This is a genomic window from Vibrio sp. A8-1 (assembly GCF_013048685.1).
GTDB lineage: Bacteria > Pseudomonadota > Gammaproteobacteria > Enterobacterales > Vibrionaceae > Vibrio > Vibrio metschnikovii.
Window position 1 is genome coordinate 1 of sequence record NZ_VHTC01000068.1, and the last position, 3,348, is coordinate 3,348.

At 43.2% G+C, this 3,348-nt stretch carries 1 protein-coding gene, 2 tRNA genes and 1 pseudogene; 3 read left to right on the forward strand and 1 reads right to left on the reverse strand.

Annotated features, from left to right (window positions below; genetic code table 11):
• The first annotated feature begins 41 nt into the window (after positions 1 to 41).
• Together FKN93_RS17050 and FKN93_RS17055 are read left to right on the forward strand one after the other, a co-directional pair.
• Positions 42 to 118 (forward strand) — tRNA-Asp (locus tag FKN93_RS17050).
• 49 nt (positions 119 to 167) lie between these two features.
• Positions 168 to 244 (forward strand) — tRNA-Trp (locus FKN93_RS17055).
• A 269-nt stretch (positions 245 to 513) separates the two neighbouring features.
• Here FKN93_RS17055 and FKN93_RS17060 read toward each other — a convergent pair.
• Positions 514 to 1,800: a sodium:proton antiporter gene (locus tag FKN93_RS17060; RefSeq protein WP_158144334.1), complete on the reverse strand. Its 1,287-nt coding sequence runs from the start codon at positions 1,798 to 1,800 to the stop codon at positions 514 to 516.
• Positions 1,801 to 1,992: 192 nt separating this feature from the next.
• Here FKN93_RS17060 and FKN93_RS17065 point away from each other — a divergent pair.
• Positions 1,993 to 3,222 (forward strand): annotated as a pseudogene (locus tag FKN93_RS17065) (homocysteine S-methyltransferase family protein); the annotation flags it as partial.
• Positions 3,223 to 3,348: the final 126 nt, after the last annotated feature.

Genomic DNA, 3,348 nt, shown 5'->3' on the forward strand with positions numbered 1-3,348 from the left:
ATAAAGCATCAATCAGACTTTATCGAGTAACAAGACAATGTGGAGCGGTAGTTCAGTTGGTTAGAATACCGGCCTGTCACGCCGGGGGTCGCGGGTTCGAGTCCCGTCCGCTCCGCCACTGATAAAGAGCTTTGCTAAACAGCAAGGCTTTAGTTGTAAGATTATTTAGGGGTGTAGCTCCAATTGGTAGAGCAGCGGATTCCAAATCCGCGTGTTGGGAGTTCGAATCTCTCCACCCCTGCCAGACACAAAAGGTCTTAGTCGTTTGACTAAGACCTTTTTTGATCTAGGTACAATATTTTTAAGTTCGGCAGTCTCCAAAGCAGCGGATCCCGCTAATCGCCAAAAGATGCGTGTGTTGGGTGTTAATAGCAAATCGTAAGCCTTAACAGCAATGTTAAGGCTTTTTTATTTTCGGTTATTTACTTATTAGAACACAACATTGGCATATAAAACGGGAAAATAAGGCATAAAATAGCTCTATAACGATCAACTTATAGGGCTATTTTCATCTCAGTCTTTAGTGTTGTCTGGCTCGGCCTGCTTCGCTTTTTCAATCATTGGAGTAATGGTAGAACCTTGCACTAAGATGGAAAATACAACCACAGCATAAGTCATCACCATTACCAATTCTTTCACATCAATTAATTTATCTGGAATGACCATTACCCCTGCTGGGATAGATAGCGCCATGGCTAACGCCAATCCACCTCGTAATCCTCCCCAAGTCAGAATTCTCACTGACCATGGGTTGTAATGACGAAAGCGTTTAAAGCCCAAATAAGATATCCACACACTCAGATAGCGTCCACATAGTACGAGTGGAATGGCAAAGGCCATTAGAATCCAATCTTCTTGATGAAATTCAAACAGCAACATTGACATACCGATCAATAAAAATAATACGCCATTTAAAAATTCATCTACGAGCTCCCAGAAATGATCTAAGTGCTCTTCACTCTCTTTAGAAAAACCGATAAAACGTGTCCAGTTACCGATCATAATGCCAGACACTACCATCGCTAAGGGACCGGAAACATGGATAACATCAGCAAAAACATACCCTGCGGTTGGGATACCGATAGTGAGTAAGAGCTCCATAGAATGGTCATCAGTAGCACTGATCAAGTAATGAAAGAGTAGGCCAAGTAAAAAGCCGTAAGCAATTCCGCCTAATGCTTCTTGAGCAAACAGTACAGTAACGCTGCCAATCGTTGGTGTTTCATGACCAAAAGCGATCGTGAATAGCGTGACAAAAATAACCAATCCGAAGCCGTCATTAAATAACGATTCTCCTTCAATTTGGGTCGAAATACGCTTGGGTGCATTGAGTTTTTTTACAATCGCAAGTACGGCAATCGGGTCCGTGGGGGAGATAAGGGAGCCAAACAGTAAACAATAAATCAGGTCAAGTTGAATACCAATAAACTGACAAAAGGCATACAACACTAGGCCGATGAAGAAGGTAGAGAAGAGTGTTGCTCCTAGAGCAAGTACGGTAATCTCCCACTTTTGTTCTTTTAGATTGGGTAGTTTGATCCCCAAGCCGCCTGCAAATAGCAGAAACCCTAATATGCCTTTTAACAAAAAGCTTTCAAAATTAATTCTCGTCACAGTATCAGTGGCAATTTGTGCGAGATAAAACCAATCATTTTGTCCGGCAATGATGATCAATATCGAAAGCATCATTGAACCAGCGGTAATAGCAATGGTGGTTTGCATCTTGATTATTTTACTGTTGATAAAAGCAATCAGCATCGCCGCGGCAGATAAAAAGCATAGGGTGTAGTAGACCGACATTCTCTTTCTCATTATGTAACAAGGTGTAATTAAAATTTTCGTTGTATCGATAACAAATAGCAAACATTTTCTAACAATTAGGTTTTGTTAATCGCAGGATTTTCGATATCATTAATCTGGTTTTTAGACGTCTAGATTTCTAACTAAACTGTGATAGGATGAGGAATAAATACAAGGGAGTGAGGTTTTACAGTGGGAAGTCAGGTATCCAAGCAAATTGAGCAGCAACTCAAACACAGAATTTTACTGATTGATGGTGGTATGGGCACCATGATTCAGAGTTATCAGTTACAAGAGCAAGACTACCGAGGTAACAGGTTTGCTGATTGGCATTGTGATCTTAAAGGTAATAATGATCTCTTGGTTCTATCTCAGCCATCATTGATCAAAGAGATCCATCATGCTTATTTAGCCGCTGGCGCTGATATTTTAGAAACGAATACTTTCAACTCGACCACCATTGCGATGGCCGATTACGATATGCAGTCATTAAGCGCAGAAATTAATTATGCTGCTGCGCAACTAGCACGCCAAATCGCCGATGAATGGACTGAAAAAACGCCCGATAAACCACGCTATGTTGCGGGTGTACTCGGTCCGACTAACCGAACTTGCTCGATCTCGCCCGATGTAAATGATCCCGGTTACCGCAATGTCAGCTTTGATCAATTGGTTGACGCCTATTCAGAATCGACGCGAGCCTTGATTGAAGGCGGGTGCGATTTGATCATGATTGAAACGGTATTTGATACGCTTAATGCGAAAGCCTGTGCTTTTGCGGTTGATGGTATCTTTGATGAATTAGGTTACGCATTACCTGTAATGATTTCAGGCACGATCACCGATGCGTCCGGAAGAACCCTTTCAGGTCAGACAACGGAAGCCTTCTATCATTCTCTACGCCATGTTCGACCACTCTCTTTTGGTCTTAACTGTGCGCTTGGTCCCGATGAGCTGCGCCCATACGTCGCTGAATTATCGCGAATATCAGAAAGCTATGTCTCTGCTCATCCTAATGCTGGCTTACCGAATGCCTTTGGTGACTATGATCTCGGTCCCGAAGAGATGGCGGAGCATATTGCTGAATGGGCACAAGCCGGATTTTTGAATATGGTGGGCGGTTGCTGTGGTACGACGCCTGAGCACATTGCTGCGATGGCTAAAGCGGTCGAAGGCGTGGCACCTCGTCGTTTACCTGATCTTAACGTTGCTTGTCGTCTCTCTGGCTTAGAGCCACTCACAATTGCCAAGGAAACATTGTTTGTTAATGTCGGAGAGCGGACTAATGTCACCGGTTCAGCACGTTTTAAGCGTCTTATTCGTGAAGAGTTGTACGATGAAGCGTTAGACGTGGCGCGTGAGCAAGTGGCTAATGGCGCACAAATCATCGATATCAATATGGATGAAGGCATGCTCGATGCCAGTAAGTGTTCACCAAGCCCCTATTGACAGAAAAAGTGTGACACTCAGCACTTGATCCACTTTTTACTATTGAGTGATCATTCCAGTGCTTCATCCTGTTTGTTATGAGCAGAAAGAAAGCCCCTA

Coding starts and splice junctions, on each gene's coding strand:
- FKN93_RS17060 (WP_158144334.1), bottom strand. CDS start 1,800: ATGTCGGTCTACTACACCCTATGCTTTTTATCTGCCGCGGCGATGCTG.